This is a genomic window from Gemmatimonadaceae bacterium (genome assembly GCA_040882285.1).
In the GTDB taxonomy this organism is placed as follows: Bacteria; Gemmatimonadota; Gemmatimonadetes; order Gemmatimonadales; family Gemmatimonadaceae; genus JACDCY01.
The window spans coordinates 308,097-322,981 of sequence record JBBEBQ010000018.1 but is presented as its reverse complement, the minus strand read 5'-3'; the positions used below and the strand labels follow the sequence as shown (position 1 = coordinate 322,981).

The following is a 14,885-nucleotide window of genomic DNA, read 5'->3' as shown; positions in this document are numbered from 1 at the left end:
CTCCGATTCCGAAAGAACACCTAAGGATGGTGTCCACGGAACCCGGCGCAGCTCAATGCGACGTACCGCGTCCGGCCTCACCGGCGATATCCCACGCGGACCCGAGCTTCGGGAAGCGCGCGTTGAACTCCACATATGCCTTGGGGGGTGGCTGCAGCTTCGTCGTTATCGCGGGGGTTACGGGTGAGTGGCCCATCCATTCGGTTCGTCGGCGGCTCAGGCGCGCTCCAAGCGTACTCGCGTGTCGTAGAAGCTCACACTCCCACCCACCGGATCCAGAAGGCACGAGGTATTGCGCAGGGATGGGTCGGTCCACATGGCGGCGTTGGCGTGGACGCCCGCGGCCCGGCGTGGATCGCCCGCGATGAGGTCCCCGTCGATCACGATGTCGGCCGCACCGGTGGCCCAGTGGCCGAAGCCGAGCGCGAACGTCACGACGCCGGGGCGGATCGTTTCCGTGACCGTCACCTTCCCGACCATCTCCTTGCGAATGCCGTTGCGGAAGTCCCAGACCCCTTCCGGATTCGTCGCGCTCACCACCCGGACGAGATCACCGGTGTGCAGCGCCAGGCGCTCGGCGTCCAGCCGGTTGAGCAGGAAGGAGTTCTCGGGCATGATCGGCTGCAACCAATAGTTGCCGATCGTCCGCGACTTGGTCTGCGTGACGACGCGATGCGTGACAAGCTGGAGATCGAACCCTTCGGCCAACGCCTCGAGCGTCCGGCCGTGGAAGTCGCGTTGCCCGATGTAGGTCGCGACGCCGGGGTATGGCTTGCCGGTGCCAGCGTACTTTTTGCTCGCGGTCTTCTCCTGATAGAGGTTGAGCAACGCGCCGAATCGATTCCGCAGTCGGTCGCCGTCGAACACCCTGTTGTGCTCCTCGAACCGCCCGCCACGGTTGAGCAGGTAGACCACCTTGGGCCACAGCTCCTCGCCGACGACCTGTCGCCAGTGAGCCGCATCGAACACGGACGGCGGCAGATGCGCGCGAGCCGCGAGGAAGATCTCCAGCTCGCGTGCGCTCGCATCGGGCACCGCGCTGCCCGGCTTGTCCCCCGCGGCCATGTTCGCGACACCGCGCAGATAGAAATCTTCGGGACGCTTCAGGTCGCGTCCCGCGCCGAGCGCGTTCGGCCCGAACGCCTTGAGCCCGAGCTTCTCGCTGAGCGCCATCAGTACCGACTCCAGGCTGATCGGCACCGATTCCCCATACACGGTGACGGTCTCCGGGATCGGACCCACGGTCGGCTGCCGGATCGGCCCGACCTTCGCGATGATGTTGGGATGCGACCCGTGGAACTCCCAGCGCTCGAGCCAAGTGAGGTCGGGGAAGATGTAGTCGGCGTACATCGTGGTGGTGCCGACCGTGATGTCGCTGGCGAAGAGGAGCGGCAACCGCTCGACATCCACCAGCACGTCGATGTTCGTGTGGCCCGCCGGGAGCGCGTACACCGGCGTCCCCATGTACAGGAAGAGCGCCTTGACCGGGTACGGGTACGCGTCGCCGATGCTCGGGAGCAGTTCCTGGTAGATGTCGCTCGCCAGCGGATACCAGTTGCGCTTGGCCGGATACCCCTCGAACAGCGTGGTCTTCTCGTAGGTCGCTTCTCCCCGGATGCAGTTGATGCCGAACGCGGTCACCTTCCCAGGCACCTTCGTGAGATCGAACGGCCCGCCCTTCGAGCCGTCGAATCCGTACGTGGTGGCCTTGGCCATACCGCCTTTCCAGTCGTAGTTACCGAGCATCATATTCACCGACATCCAGGCGAGCACTGTATAGAAGCCGTCGGTGTGCTGCGCCGGCCCGCGGTGGATATCGACAGCGGCCCGTTTGCCGTGGCTCGTCAGGTCGTGCGCGACACGGGCAACGTCGCCGGCGGGGAGGCCTGCCTGCGCGCACCATTCCTCGAATGTCCGTCGCTCCGCCTCTTCCCGGAGCAGCGTGAGGGCGCTCTTCACGCGCACCGTGCGCCCATCCGTGCCGCGGAGCGACGCGTCCACGAAGAGATCGCCGTCGACCGGCCGCGCTTCATCATTCGGGTCGACGGCCGTCGGCCGGCCGTTCCGCATCACCAGCAGTGCGTTCGGGTCCGCACTCCGACCTACCGACGCGGCGCGGACGAACGCGCCCGGCCCGTCGTCGCCTATCTCGACGAGCCACGTGGCATTTGTCCAGGAGGTCTCGCCGTTCGCGATCGCGCCGGCCCGATTCGCGCCCGCGAGGAACTTGGCGTCGTAGCGGCCGTGGTCGAACATCCACCGCAGCACGCCGAGCGCGAGCGCGGCATCCTCACCCGGGCGGATCGGCAGCCACACGTCGGCCTTGCTCGCCAGCTTCGAGAACCGCGGATCGGCCACGGCGATGCGCGTCTGCTTGTCAGCCAACCGCTGCGCGAGGCGCACGGACCGATTGGTCGGACCATAATTCGCCTCGAACAGGTTCGCGCCGACGAACAACACGTACTCGGCACCTTCGAGATCCGCCTGCCAGTAGGCCTTGACGCCGCCGCTGAACTTGCCGTCAACGTACTTCTCGCTGATGGCCTTGCAGGTGAAGTAGAGCGACCCTTGGCAGACGGTGGTGTGTCCGTGGAGGTTGGTCGTACCGTACCCGGCACCGAACCGCTTGATCAGATCGCTGCGCCCGCCCTTCAAGCGGCCCCACGCGATGGCGAACTGATTGTTCTTGGGCCCCAGGTCCGGATGATCGGGGTCGATCAGCAGTCCGAGGTGCGCCCGGTGCTTCTCCTTGAAATCGGCGACGCTCATCGTGTGCTCGGCGACGGCTGTGGCGTCGGCCGCCATCGCCTTGGCTACGCCGTCGTCGCGGAGCACCATCAGCGAACGGAGCCCCTCCACCTCGCGCTCCTCCTCGCCAGCGACGCCGGAGAACAGCCGGCCGCCTTCGACGATCTCCGTGATCGCCTGCTCGAACGGGATGCTGATCCATTTCTGCTCGCCGCGCTTTCCGGCGCGCTTTAGCACCCGCCGAATGCGGTAGGGGTCATAGACCGTCTGCACCGCCGCCTGGCCCTTGGGGCACAGCCCGCCGTCCACCCGGGCCGCGTCGTCCACGGACGTGGTCATCGAGAGATGCGGGACCATCGTCCACGGACTGAACGGACTGCCGTCGAGCTTGGCGACAAGTCCGTCCTGCACCTTCACCTTCACGCCGCATCCGGTGTTGCAGTTCATGCAGGTCGAGTAAACCATGTGCTCGGCGTCGTTCAGGTCGTACGCGCCGTCAGGCCGGCGGCTCGGCAGGATCGCCCCGTCGCCCGGCTCGGCGGCGGCCAGCGGCGTGTCTCCCAGCACCTGCGAAAGCATCCCGCCACCCAGCAGTGCGGAGGTTCCGAAGAACCGTCGGCGACTATGATCGATCGGCTTCGTCATCGAGCCTTCTCTGGGTGCGTGATGGTGAATCCGGTGAGCAGGCGCAGCCCCACGTACACGAGGCCCACGCCGACGCTGCCGATGAAGAGGGCCACGAGATACTCCGTCACCGTGGCCTGATAATGGAACGAGAGCTTCGGATGACTGAAAGCCGCGGCGAGGCCCTTCAACTCCGAAAACGACTGTCCGGGGATCAGCACGTTGAGCCGAGTCGCGACGAACGTGAGGGCGATCAGGAACGCGCCGGTACCGAGCATCGCGCGCGAGCGCCCCTGCCAGAGCAACGCCAGGGCGAGCAGCCCACCCCCGACGTGCACGATCCAGAACACCCACCAGAAGGGTCCCGCGAGGATCAGTTCGACCGGTTCACGCGCGTGCGACGCGGGCGACCACAACGCGATGCTCATCTTCCCGAACTCGAGCACGAAGTACACGACCACCGCTCCGATGATGGTCCAGCGCAGCATTCCGAACGTGCGTCCCGCCGGCGTCTCGGGGGCCGAAGGCAGGAAGGTCAGGATCAGGAGCAGCACGGATGCACCGCCGGCAATGGCGCTGGTCAGGAAGAGGCCCGGGAGCAGCGCGCTGCTCCAGAATGGCTTCGCCTCCACCACGCCGAAGAAGACGCCGCTCTGGCTCGGGAACGCCACGCCGAGGACGATGCCGAAGCACAGGAGCGGGACCAGCCATCCGGTGCGGTCCGTCGGCGGCACTGCGGTCGAGGCGCGCCGATGCAGCACGAAACATGCGGCCAGCGTGGCCAGGAACACCATGTACATCCAGGAGTTGAAGGCCATCATCGACGTGAAATTCGGCGTTAGGAACATGAACGGAGCGCGGAACGGCTTGCCTAGGTCGAGACCGATGGCAATCAGTCCGGTGATCATCGCGGCCGCCGAGGTCCAGAGCACCACCGGCAATCGGTCGCGGAGTACTGGCAATCGGAACAAGTAGCCGATCGTGCCGACCACGAAGACGCCGCCCGCAATCCCCACACCGTGGAAGTAGAGCGCGACCCAGAGCCCCCACGGGACGTAGCTGCCGTATCCGACCAGCCGTTCGCCGGTGAACATCCGGATCCCGAGGCCGATCAGACCCAGCACGAAGGCCACGGTCCAGGCGCCGGCCAACCAACGAAGGGTGCGTGTCATCGCCGTCTCAGACCAGGTAGACCACATTGGGTTTGGTCCCCTTCTCCTCGAGCAACTTGAGCTGATTCGGCTGACGCAGCTGCTCCGAGACGAGACTGTCGGGGTCGTTCGAGTCGCCGAAGATCGTCGCGCGTCCGATGCACGTGCTCACGCACTGCGGCAGCAGACCGACCTCGAGGCGATGTAGGCAGAAGTGGCACTTGCGGGCGTTCCCCACCGGCGAACCGTGGTCCTCCCGGCTCCAGCTCTTGCCGTACTCGTGATTGGGCAGGGACTCGTAGGGCTGCGCTTCGGGTGTGTCGTCGGTGTAGTTCAGGCCGAAATCCGACGTCCGCGCCCCGTAGGGACACGCGCTGATGCAGTATCGGCAGCCGATACACTTGTCGTAGTCGATGATCGTGATGCCGTCTGGCCGCTTCCAGGTGGCACTCACCGGGCAGACGGGCACGCAGGGGGGCTCGTCGCACTGCATGCAGGGTCGCGGGAAGAACCGGCGCTGCACGTTCGGAAAAACCCCGAACTCCTCCTCGAGCACCGGCCGGTACACAACGCCGGGCGGCAGCTTGTTCTCCGCGATGCAGGCCACCGTGCAGGCATGGCAGCCTACGCACTTGCGGGTGTCGATCACCATCGACCAGCGCCGCTCCTCGATCGGCTTGGCCATCGCGAGCCGCAACTCGGCCTGCATGCGGATCAGGGGATCCGCACCGGCGTCGTTCGGGACCGTCTCCAGGACCGGGAGCCTGCGCACCGAGTCGGCACCACGCGGGGACGGGCCGCCGTCGCTCGAGCGGCTGACGGCAACGGTTCCGACTCCAGCCACGGCGCCGACGGCTGTGAGCGCCGCGGCCCGGATCAAGTCGCGTCGACTCAGCTCAACGCCGGTCGTTTCGGCCTCAGGCGGGATCTCCGCCCCGCTTCTCATGTCGTCTGCCATCCAGCGAGCCCCCTGTTAGTGGCCCGACCGACGCGCCCGGACGGAGCAGGTCCCGAGCGAGGTACAGCCGCCGGCCATCAACACTTGAGGACAACGATGTCGGACGACGGCACCCGCGACAATCGGTATTTCTTGCACACGGCGTAGGGGAACTCCGGAGGAATGCTCGGGCAGAGTGTTGTGGCTGGTGACCAGCCGCACCGCTTCAGCCTTGAACTCCCGGCTGAACGATCATTTCTTCCTTTCCATCAGACACCACGTCACCCCGAAAAGCGGGGCTGGATAGTTGTCCATCAAATCGGGGCGACTTCAATGCGGCCAGCTGTCCAACGGCGGCCGATGACGCGCATCTCCGGGACATTGGAGCGGCCTAACAGCCGGACTCCGTTCACGGGAGGGATACGTATGACGCTGCTCGCGTATTTCCTGCTCACCTTCGTCGTCAGTTGGACGGCGTGGTTCGCAGCGGCGACGCTGGCGGCGCCCGGGAACACCGGGTTCTTCGGTGTACGCGGCCCGGTGTTCCTATTCGGCGTCTTCGCGCCGGCGCTCGTCGCGCTCGCGCTCACGGCGCACGACGGGGGACGCGCCGGCGTGGGGAGACTGCTCGCGGGGATCGGCCGATGGCGGGTGGGAGCGTGGTGGTACCTCTTTGCCATCGGCTATTTCGCGGTCATCAAACTGGGTGCCGCGCTGATACACCGGATCGCCACGAACGCGTGGCCGCCCTTCGGCGACATCCCGTGGGCGCTGTTGCCCGGCGCGATCATCGTGTCAACCTTGGTGCAGGCCGGGGAGGAGGTCGGGTGGCGGGGGTACGCGCTGCCGCGCCTCGCGGGACAGTTGGGTGCTGGCGGAGCCAGCATCCTGCTCGGCGGCGTGTGGGCCCTGTGGCACCTCCCGCTCTTCTTCCTGCCGGATTCCGGGAGCACCGGCCAGTCTTTCCCCCTTTACCTGCTCCACGTGACGGCGCTGTCGGTCGCGATGGCCTGGCTGTACTGGAAGACCGGGGGCAGTCTGCTGCTCGTGATGCTGATGCACGCCTCGGTGAACAACACGACCGGCATCGTGCCCGCGGCGGTGGCCGGCGCGACAGCGCCGCTCGCGTTCCGCGGCTCACTGGTGGCCTGGGCGGTGGTCGCACTGTCATGGGCAGTAGCCATACCGCTCCTGGCCCAAATGCGCGGGGCGGACATGAGTGGGATGCTTAGCTCAGATCCACGCGCTGCGCACTTCGGGGAGCCGGTGCACGAGCGGCGGACCGGATAGCCCGGTGGGCGGGCGGTGCGGGGATTGCGCGGGCTGCTTTGCGTGAGACCGCGCCGCCGCTGTCGACGAGGTTCTGGCGATGAGTTTTCGGAACTGGCTACTTTCGCGTGTTCGCGTAGTCCCTTCAGCCCCGCTCACGTCGCGTGGCCAGCAGCGAGGCCACGACGCCGGCGGCCAGAATGAGCAGGACGACGGCGAGGAGGTAGAGATTGAAGTACTGCCCCGCCAGCTGCTTGAGCCAAACGTGGGTCATCATCTTTACTCCAACGACCATCAGCACAAGCGCGAGCGACACCTTCAGGTATCGGAACTGGTCGATCATCCCCGCCAGAGCGAAGTAGAGACTGCGCAGCCCAAGTATCGCGAAGACATTGCTCGTAAAGACCAGGAACGGGTCACCCGTGATGGCGAAGATGGCCGGGATCGAGTCAACCGCGAAGATGACGTCGGTGAACTCGACCATGACGAGGGCCAGAAAGAGCGGTGTGGCAAGCAGGGTCCCCGCCGCCGCCGCGTCCACGACCCGGTCCACCTCCACGGCTGCGCTGGGCGTGGCCGCCTCGCGGGACGAGGCTGAACCTGCGCGGACGAAGAAGTGCTGCCCGTGGAAGCGCTCGCTCACGGGGAAGATGCGTCGCGTCAGCTTGACCAACACGTTGCGACTCGGATCCACCTGGTCCGTCTTCAGCAGGAGCATCTTGATCCCGGTTACGATCAGGAAGGCCCCGAACACGTAGATGATCCAACTAAAGCGCTGGATGAGCTGAGCGCCTACTGCGATCATGGCGCCACGCATCACTAGGGCTCCCACAATTCCCCAAAACAACACGCGGTGCTGGTACATCGCGGGGACGGCGAAGAAGCCGAAGAGCATCGCGATCACGAAGATGTTATCCACGGCGAGCGACTTCTCGACCAGGTACCCCGTGAGGTACTTGACCGCCGCGCTGGCGCCATCGTTGTACACGAGCCCTACGCCCTCGACGGTCTGCGGGGCCACGGTCATGAGATCGGGTGTCAGGCCCAGGCCAAGCCAGTGGCGGCCGTAGCCGACGTAAATGAAGACCGTAAAGGCGAGACCGAGCCCGATCCAGAACGCGGACCAGGCCAGGGCCTCCCGGACGGATACCACGTGGGCAGTCCGGTGAAAGACCCCGAGGTCGAGGGCCAACAGGATCAACACGAGGGCGAGGAAGCCGACATACATCCAGAACATCAGACAACTACCATCAGCAGCACCGCAGGTTCATGAGTGCTCTCGTCGTGCACAGACCGTCACGACGGGGCACGCGGCGCGCCGCACGACGTGGTTCGTGGTGGATCCAAACAGCGCCAGATCGGCCGGACCACGCCCACGCACGCCCATCACGACCAAGTCGATCGCGCGCTCTTCCACCATTCGGAGGATCTCGAGATAGGGCCTGCCGAGCCTGACGGCATTGGCAATCCCTTTCCCGCCGGCACGAGCGGCGTTGACCTCCTCAAGAAAACGAAGCTCCGTGTCGCACCGCTGCTTCTGCAGCTCGGTCATGGCTCGCGACAGCTCAGGCCGAGTCTCGATCGTCTCGACTACGTGCAATGCAGTTACGGCGCCATCGGCGCGATCAGCCAGGGAGAGCGCGAAGTCCATCGCGTGTTCTGAACAGGTCGAGAAGTCGGTTGGACACAGAAGGCGTCGCACCGATACATCGGTTGCGGCGCGGGCTGCGCCAGGAGGAATTGTCAGGACCGGGCAGGGCGCTTTCCGGAGCACCTTCTCCGCCACCGACCCGAGCGTGAGTCGATCGAACCCGCTTCGGCCATGCGTGCCCATCACGACGAGGTCGGCATCGTGCTCGGCGGCATGTCGGACGATTTCCGCCGCCGTGTCACCCTCCGCGATCCGTGTCCGCAGCGCAATGCCGGCCGAAGACAGCGGCGCCAGCAACAGATCCAGTTCGTCCGCGATGGATTTCCGTGCCTCGGCCACTTGCAGCAGCCACGCTGGAGACGTGGCCGCACTCGCTAGCGGCACCGCGGTCGCGAACACGTGCAGCACAGTGACTTCGCTCCGGAACAGCTTTGCGAATGCCGCTGCGTAGGCCAGCACTGGCTCCGAGAAGTCTGAAAAATCGACCGGGCAGAGAATCCTCCTAATCTCTGTCACTTTTCCCCGGCCACATGTGATTCTCCATTGTCGCCTCGCGTCACCGCACGAAGAGAACGGGAACGGGACTTCGATTGAGCGCCCCTTCCGCGACACTGCCGAGCAGCAGGTGCCGGAGTCCGGTCACGCCTCTGGCACCCACGACCAGGAGGTCAGCGCCGAAGTTCGATACAGTTGCTAGAAGGTCGCGGAGCGGAGCCCCGTCCGTGACCACCTGGTCAACTTTCCAGCCTGCGACCGAAAGAATCTTGGCCGCCCGGGATAGATCCTTTCGCGCCGCAATACGCCGATCTTCATTGATTCTCGCCACTTCCGCGGCCACTGTGGCGCCCGTCGCAGCTGGCGCCAGCCAATGCGCCGGCGTGTGCATGATGTCGACGGCTCTGAAGACCGTCGCACGCGCCCTGTGCGAGGGCTCGAGACCCGCGACAAAATTCAGCGCACGTTCGGCGTTATCGGAGCCGTCCACACCGACGACGACGTGGCGGAGCTCACGAATCGGTCGTCTGACAACCAGCACTGCGCATGAAGCGCCTCGGACCACCCCGCGGGACACGCTGCCGGCGAGCAACCGGCGCACTGGACCATGGCCGCGCCAGCCCATGACAATGATGTCTGCTCGCACTCTGCGCGCCTCGTTCAGGATCGCGTCGACTGGAGCTGCGTCGACAACTCGTGCGTCACCATCAGGCCATCGCTTCCTCAACGCGCGTGAGGCGCTCCGTGCCGTGAACTCCGACGTGCGGTCCAGAGCGGTCAGCAGAATCGAACGCCGGTAGTCCGCCCGCACCTGCTTTGCCACTACCGCGGAACCCTGACTGCCCGCAGGCCACGGCAACCGAAGGACAGTGGTCATCGCCGCTCGCGCAGAGGTCGAACCATCTGTTGCTATCAGCACGTGGAATCGTTTTGTCGACGGCATGTGCCCTCGCTTGTTAGCTCGATGTAGCGCAATGGTAGCGGGAAGCGACGAGGCACGAACGGCCCTTGCTTCCATGACCACCTCGACGGGATCCTCGATGGTGTCATCGACCACCGTGTCCGCGCCCAGCGCTTTCGCGATTGCGAGTCGCTCTGGAACGGAGTCGATGTGGCTGCCATACAAAATGCTGGTCGCCAGGCAAGCGCGCAGTCAGCTACCGCCCGACACCATGTAAGGAGTAACCCGTCCGGATCGCGACTATCCGAGAAGCTCGCGCGGACGCCGGATTTCCAACACGCACGCGCTGCCCACGCAAAAACACGCGACCGCAGCAAACGCGTCGCGATGGCGGAAATGCCGGACCGATGGATCGAGGCCGTGGTCGCGCCGGGGCTTGTTTTACATACGCGCTTTGAGCAACCCCACCACGTCTATCGGCCGCTTCGCCACCGCGATGCCGTTCTCCTCGAACGCCTGTATCTTCTCCGCCGCCGTCCCGGCTGAGCCGGAAATGATCGCTCCCGCGTGACCCATGCGCCGCCCCGGAGGCGCCGTCTGCCCGGCGATGAAGCCGACCACTGGCTTGGTCATGTTCTCCTTCACGTAGCGCGCGGCCTCCTGCTCGTCGGTGCCGCCGATCTCGCCGATGATCACCACGGACGTTGTGTCTTCGTCCGCCTGGAACGCCGCGAGACAATCAATGAAGTTCGTCCCGTTGATCGGGTCCCCGCCGATGCCGACGCAGGTGGTCTGGCCCAGCCCGGCGCGGGTCATCTGATAGACCACCTCGTACGTCAGCGTTCCCGACCGGCTCACCAGGCCGATCGAGCCGGCCGTGCAGATGCGGCCCGGGATGATCCCGACCTTCGACTTGCCGGGAGAGATGAGACCCGGACAGTTGGGACCGAGCAGCCGCGCGCCGCGCTCGCGCACGAACGGGTACACGCGCGTCATGTCCATCACGGGCACGCCTTCGGTGATCGCGACGATGAGCGAGACGCCCGCGTCGGCCGCTTCCATCATGGCGTCGGCGGCGAACGGCGGCGGCACATAGATGACCGTCGTGTTCGCGCCGGTCGCCTTCACCGCTTCCGCGACGGTGTTGAAGATCGGTACCGTACCCTCGAACTTCTGCCCGCCCTTCCCCGGCGTGACTCCGCCGACGACGGTCGTGCCGTACTCGATCATCTGCTTCGTGTGGAAGGAGCCGTCGCGGCCGGTGATCCCCTGCACGATCAGCCGGGTGCCGCTGTCGATGAAGATGCTCATGCGGCCTCCTTCGCCGTGGCGAGCTCGACCGCGCGCTGCACCGCCTCGTCCATGTCGGTGAGCGCGGTGAAGCCGTTGTCCTCGAGGATCTTCACGGCGATCTCTTCATTCGTGCCGGTGAGTCTGATGACGATCGGCACGGTGAGCGGCGTCTGCTTCGTCGCCGTCACGATGCCGTTGGCCACGTCGTCGGTGCGGGTGATCCCGCCGAAGATGTTGAACAGGATCGCCTTCACGCTGGGATCCTCGGTAATGATCTTCAGCGCCGCCACCACTTTCTCGGGATTCGACGAGCCGCCGATGTCCAGGAAGTTGGCCGGCTCACCGCCGTAGTACTTCACGAGATCCATCGTCGCCATGGCGAGCCCGGCGCCGTTCACGATGCAGCCCACGTTGCCGTCCAGCTTGATGAACGTGAGGCTCGCGTTCCGCGCCTCGACTTCGCTCGGCGCTTCCGCGCTCTCGTCGCGCAGCGCCGCGAGCTCCGGCTTGCGGTCCAGCTCGTTGTCGTCGATCACCATCTTGGCGTCGAGCGCGAGGACCTTGCCGTCGGGCGTCGTCACCAGCGGATTGATCTCGGCCAGCGACGCGCCGCTCGCGACGAACGCGGCGTACAGCTGCTGCATGATCTTCGCGGCCTGACGCACCTGCTTCACGTCGTCGTACAGGAAGAAGCCCAGCTCCATCGCCTCGTAGGTTTGCAGCCCGTACCGCGGGTCCACCGCCAGCTTGCGCAGCTTCTCCGGCGTCTTGGCGGCGACCTCCTCGATGTCTATTCCGCCCGCCGGGCTCACCATGAATGTCGCGCGCTTGGACGCGCGGTCGATGATGACTCCGACGTACGCCTCCGTAGCGATGTCGGCCGCGGGCGTGACCAGCACCTTCTTCACCGGCAGGTCCTTGATGGTGAGCGCGAGAATCTTCTCCGCGATCTCGCGCGCCTCCTTCGGATTCTTCGCGAGCTTCACGCCGCCCGCCTTGCCGCGTCCGCCGGCGTGCACCTGCGCTTTGACGACCACCGTCCCCCCGTACTTCTTCGCCAGCGCTTCGGCCTGCTCGGGAGTGGTCGCTATCTCGCCCTCGGGGATCGGCATCCCGTGCGAGCGGAAGATCTCTTTCGCCTGATATTCGTGGATGTTCACTGTCTCGTCATGGTAGAATGGTCGTGCCGGCCGTTCCGCGCACGGCGTCGCGCCCCTGCGCCAACTCGGCAATGATCGCCAGCCCGCTCGTGTGCCGCACGTAATCAACAGCCCCGCGCACCTTCGGTGCCATACTCCCTTCGCCGAACGCGCCGGCCGCGTCCAGCCGCTCTGCTTCTTCCACCGTCAGCTCAGTGAGCGCGCGCTGCTGGTCGGTTCCCCAGTCGGCGTAGACCGCGTCGACGTTGGTGAGAATCATGAACAGGTCGGCGCCGATGTCCCGCGCAATGACGGCGGCCGCGAGGTCCTTGTCCACCACGGCGTCCACGCCCTCGAGCCCGAGCTTCTCATCGCGATAAACCGGCACGCCGCCACCGCCGCAGGCGATCACGATCGTGCCGCGCTCCACCAGGACCTTGATCACGCCCAGCTCGTGCACCATCCACGGCGCCGGACTGCCGACGATGCGCCGATAGGCGCCGTCCACTTCCCTTACGGCGTGGCCCTTCAGTTCGAGAGAGCGAGCGCGACCTTCCGTCAGGTCGTGCCCGATGAGCTTGGTCGGGTCGGCCATCGCGGGATCGTCGGGCCGCACTTGCACCTGGGTTATGAGCGTGACGACTTCCCGCCCGCTACCCGCCCGCTGGAGCGCGTTCTCCAGCGACTGCTGAATCATGTACCCGATCCAACCGGCGGTGCTGGCGACCAGCACACCGAGCGGAAGCGGCTCGACCTCGCCGCGGGCAAGCTCGTTCCGCGTCAGCTCGTCGCCCACCTGCGGGCCGTTGCCGTGCACGACGCAGAGATTCCAGCCCTGGATCGCGAGGTCGACGATTGGCTCGACGCTCTTCCGGGTGTGCCGGAACTGATCCGCGATCGTGGCTCGCTCTCCGGCCGGAGAGAGCGCGTTCCCGCCCAGCGCGATAACAGCCGTGCGGGACCGGGCCGGGCTCATCGTGGCCGGTCGCGCAGCACGATGCCCAGCGAGTCGAAGGCCTGGCCGAAAGCGGTCAGGTCCGATCTCGCGAGCGCTTCCTGCATGCGCAGATAAAGACGCCGTACCGTCTCGTGGAACTTGCCGTCGTCAGCCATCGCCGGTAACGGTAGTACGGGCCGCGGCAACGGCGTGAGCTCGCGCCGCCACGTCGCCGTCTGGGCGCGCGATCGGAACAGGGACGGAAAGCGCTTCCGCCACGCGTTGGCGAGCGGCTCACCCGTCTCCGACGGCACGAACATCACGCGCCCCGACACGGAATGGACGTACGCGCGCCCCGCCTCCCGAAAGAACGTGCGCGCGGTGTCGGCTATCTGCCGCCGCTCCGAGAGCGGGTAAAGGTTGGACGACGAGTAGACCGGAACGACCCAGTACAGCGTGTCCATGTGGAATAGCGCGTCGTGCTCCTCCAGCACCGAGAACACCGGTCCCAGACGGTGCACGCGGTCGTACAGGTCGCGGACGCGGACGATTCGCGGGTCGCCGGGCCTGTCGTGGCGCAGCACGCGCCCGTCCTGCTCGCGCCACGCGTGCGCGAGACGCGAGAACATCGAGGCGAGCGACGGCGCGACCACTCCGCGTCCGATTCCGGAAACCACCACGTATCCGCTGGCACCGGGCGCGACCAGCGCGCGCGATTCCGCGGCGGCCACCAACCGGTCCGCCGCGGCCGGGAGCGAGTCGCCGGCGAGCTGGCCCGCGCTGTCGGATCCCGTCGGCGCGAAGGCGCGCGCGGTGAACGCCCGGCGCGTGCTCTCGTAGGCGGCGTCGGGTCCGGCCCGTCCCACGGCGACCGGCCGCCACAGCTGCACGCCGGCGATCAGCAGCAGAACGAGCGTCAGGACCCCGAAGGCGATGGTGACCTGTCCGCTCCACAAGCTCCAGGCGACAACAGCCGCCGCGGCGACCGTGATGATCACCAATCCCACGTACCATGGGAGCACGAACCGGTCGTCCACGGCAGTAAACGCTCCGGCGGGCCCGCTCCCGTCCGACAGAAGCGTGTAGGACTCGAGCCGGAACCGCCACGCGAGCATCAACAGCAGCACGGCGCAGAGAACGCCGAAATGACGGCGCACGTAGCCCGAGACCCGCAGCGCTCCGTCGCTCCAGCGAAGGCTCGGCGTGAGCGCGTACAGCCCGACCACCACGAGAATCACCGTGGTTACCACCACGATCAGCCACGTGTGCAGCCGCATCTCGAGCGGCAGCCAGGAGGTGTAGAACGCGAGGTCGAGCTGGTGATACGGATCGCTCTCGCCGAACCGCGCCGCGGCGCGCACTTTGGCGACGTCGGTCCAGGGAGGAAGCGCGGCGGTCGTCGCGAGCGCGATGAGCGCGGCGATTGCGAGCGCCGTGGCGTCGAGCAGCCGGACCGGCACCGCTTCGGCGAACTCCACGTTGGCGATGCGCCGGGGCAGGACGAGCGAAATGATGGAATGCCGTACCGCGGAGAGATTCACGTAGGCGAACAGAAATGCGCCCGTGACTCCGCCGGCGAAAATCAGGAGCTGGTCGAGCGTCTTCTCGCGCCAGAGCGGCGCGGCGCCGAGCGATTCGTACCAGACGAAATCCGTATAGAGAAATACGAAGGCGCGACCCAGCAGGAGAAGGATCGCGCCGGATGCAATCGCGATGGCCAAATGTCGCTTGCGCATCGCC

Annotated in this window: 11 protein-coding genes; 1 reads left to right on the top strand and 10 read right to left on the bottom strand. The window is 66.2% G+C overall.

Annotated elements, in window-relative coordinates:
• Positions 1–216: 216 nt before the first annotated feature.
• The 3 genes from WEA80_10700 to WEA80_10690 are packed head-to-tail and all read right to left on the bottom strand — an operon-like array spanning position 217 to position 5,469.
• Positions 217–3,393, bottom strand: coding sequence for a molybdopterin-dependent oxidoreductase (locus WEA80_10700; protein MEX1187047.1), 3,177 nt, complete (start codon positions 3,391–3,393; stop codon positions 217–219).
• Positions 3,390–4,544 carry an NrfD/PsrC family molybdoenzyme membrane anchor subunit gene (nrfD, locus tag WEA80_10695; GenBank protein MEX1187046.1) on the bottom strand — a complete coding sequence of 385 codons (1,155 nt, stop codon included), beginning with the start codon at positions 4,542–4,544 and terminating at the stop codon, positions 3,390–3,392. The genes WEA80_10700 and nrfD overlap by 4 nt, the downstream gene beginning before the upstream one ends.
• A 7-nt stretch (positions 4,545–4,551) precedes the next feature.
• On the bottom strand, positions 4,552–5,469 hold the full coding sequence (locus WEA80_10690; GenBank protein MEX1187045.1) for a 4Fe-4S dicluster domain-containing protein: 918 nt from the start codon (positions 5,467–5,469) through the stop codon (positions 4,552–4,554).
• Positions 5,470–5,886: 417 nt separating this feature from the next.
• Between WEA80_10690 and WEA80_10685 the strand changes: the two genes are divergently transcribed.
• Positions 5,887–6,750 carry a type II CAAX endopeptidase family protein gene (locus WEA80_10685; protein ID MEX1187044.1) on the top strand — a complete coding sequence of 288 codons (864 nt, stop codon included), beginning with the start codon at positions 5,887–5,889 and terminating at the stop codon, positions 6,748–6,750.
• A 124-nt stretch (positions 6,751–6,874) separates the two neighbouring features.
• Here WEA80_10685 and WEA80_10680 read toward each other — a convergent pair whose 3' ends face one another.
• The 7 genes from WEA80_10680 to WEA80_10650 form a co-directional block, all read right to left on the bottom strand.
• Positions 6,875–7,966 (bottom strand): TerC/Alx family metal homeostasis membrane protein, encoded by a 1,092-nt coding sequence (locus WEA80_10680; GenBank protein MEX1187043.1) that lies wholly within the window; start codon positions 7,964–7,966, stop codon positions 6,875–6,877.
• A gap of 30 nt (positions 7,967–7,996) precedes the next feature.
• Positions 7,997–8,896 carry a universal stress protein gene (locus WEA80_10675; GenBank protein ID MEX1187042.1) on the bottom strand — a complete coding sequence of 300 codons (900 nt, stop codon included), beginning with the start codon at positions 8,894–8,896 and terminating at the stop codon, positions 7,997–7,999.
• A 40-nt stretch (positions 8,897–8,936) separates the two neighbouring features.
• On the bottom strand, positions 8,937–9,818 hold the full coding sequence (locus tag WEA80_10670) for a universal stress protein (GenBank protein MEX1187041.1): 882 nt from the start codon (positions 9,816–9,818) through the stop codon (positions 8,937–8,939).
• Between the two features lie 399 nt (positions 9,819–10,217).
• Complete coding sequence (sucD, locus tag WEA80_10665) at positions 10,218–11,087, bottom strand: succinate--CoA ligase subunit alpha (protein MEX1187040.1); 870 nt, start codon at positions 11,085–11,087, stop codon at positions 10,218–10,220.
• Complete coding sequence (sucC, locus tag WEA80_10660; GenBank protein ID MEX1187039.1) at positions 11,084–12,229, bottom strand: ADP-forming succinate--CoA ligase subunit beta; 1,146 nt, start codon at positions 12,227–12,229, stop codon at positions 11,084–11,086. The genes sucD and sucC overlap by 4 nt, the downstream gene beginning before the upstream one ends.
• 7 nt (positions 12,230–12,236) lie before the next feature.
• On the bottom strand, positions 12,237–13,184 hold the full coding sequence (locus tag WEA80_10655) for a carbamate kinase (protein MEX1187038.1): 948 nt from the start codon (positions 13,182–13,184) through the stop codon (positions 12,237–12,239).
• Positions 13,181–14,881, bottom strand: coding sequence for a UPF0182 family protein (locus tag WEA80_10650; GenBank protein MEX1187037.1), 1,701 nt, complete (start codon positions 14,879–14,881; stop codon positions 13,181–13,183). Before WEA80_10650 ends, WEA80_10655 begins: the two co-directional genes overlap by 4 nt.
• Between the last annotated feature and the right edge of the window lie 4 nt (positions 14,882–14,885).

Excerpts from the sequence above, each read along its gene's own strand:
- WEA80_10650 (MEX1187037.1), bottom strand. The coding sequence starts at position 14,881 with ATGCGCAAGCGACATTTGGCCATCGCGATTGCATCCGGCGCGATCCTT.
- WEA80_10700 (MEX1187047.1), bottom strand. The coding sequence starts at position 3,393 with ATGACGAAGCCGATCGATCATAGTCGCCGACGGTTCTTCGGAACCTCC.
- nrfD (MEX1187046.1), bottom strand. The coding sequence starts at position 4,544 with ATGACACGCACCCTTCGTTGGTTGGCCGGCGCCTGGACCGTGGCCTTC.
- WEA80_10685 (MEX1187044.1), top strand. The coding sequence starts at position 5,887 with ATGACGCTGCTCGCGTATTTCCTGCTCACCTTCGTCGTCAGTTGGACG.
- WEA80_10680 (MEX1187043.1), bottom strand. The coding sequence starts at position 7,966 with ATGTTCTGGATGTATGTCGGCTTCCTCGCCCTCGTGTTGATCCTGTTG.
- WEA80_10670 (MEX1187041.1), bottom strand. The coding sequence starts at position 9,818 with ATGCCGTCGACAAAACGATTCCACGTGCTGATAGCAACAGATGGTTCG.
- sucD (MEX1187040.1), bottom strand. The coding sequence starts at position 11,087 with ATGAGCATCTTCATCGACAGCGGCACCCGGCTGATCGTGCAGGGGATC.
- WEA80_10655 (MEX1187038.1), bottom strand. The coding sequence starts at position 13,184 with ATGAGCCCGGCCCGGTCCCGCACGGCTGTTATCGCGCTGGGCGGGAAC.
- WEA80_10690 (MEX1187045.1), bottom strand. The coding sequence starts at position 5,469 with ATGAGAAGCGGGGCGGAGATCCCGCCTGAGGCCGAAACGACCGGCGTT.